General features: G+C 47.2%; 1 protein-coding gene. It reads left to right on the forward strand.

Translation table 11 applies throughout. The features are described from left to right. Positions 1-163 precede the first annotated feature (163 nt). A partial coding sequence (locus D8793_RS12010) for a mucin-binding protein (protein WP_446677602.1) occupies positions 164-549 on the forward strand: 386 nt, incomplete at its 3' end.

Below are 549 nucleotides of genomic sequence, written 5' to 3' on the forward strand. Positions count from 1 at the left end.
ACCAGGTACTGATCTTCCAGTGATTCCACATGTACCAGGCACTACACCAGTAGGCCCAGATGGCACAACACCATTGACACCGAAAGATCCGAGCGATCCAAGCAAGGGTTACAACCCACCACCNNTTCCAAGTGATCCAACNAAGGATACACCAATNAACTTCGTGAAGGATGGTCAAAAAGCGATTATCAGCTTCGTAGACCAAACTGACGGTAATAAGGAATTGACCAAGGTTGTCGAAAGCGGTAAGTCAGGTGAGCCAATCGGTACAACCAACTACGCAGCTCGTCTGAAAGAATTGACAGACAAGGGTTACGAAGTTGTAACAGATGAGTTCGCAGGACCTAAGACCTTCGATAATGACGATAAGAAGGATCAAACCTTCACCGTTACTCTTCGTCAAGGTACAGAGAAGATTACAGACCCAGCTAAGCTCAACAAGAAAGTATCACGTACGATCAAGTACGAATACGCAGATGGTCAAACAGCGGGTCGTCCAGCTCTGAAAGCTCCTGTGACTCAAGAAGCAGCCTTCACACGTACAGGTGA

The organism is Streptococcus cristatus (genome assembly GCF_003943465.1).
Classification (GTDB): domain Bacteria; phylum Bacillota; class Bacilli; order Lactobacillales; family Streptococcaceae; genus Streptococcus; species Streptococcus cristatus_C.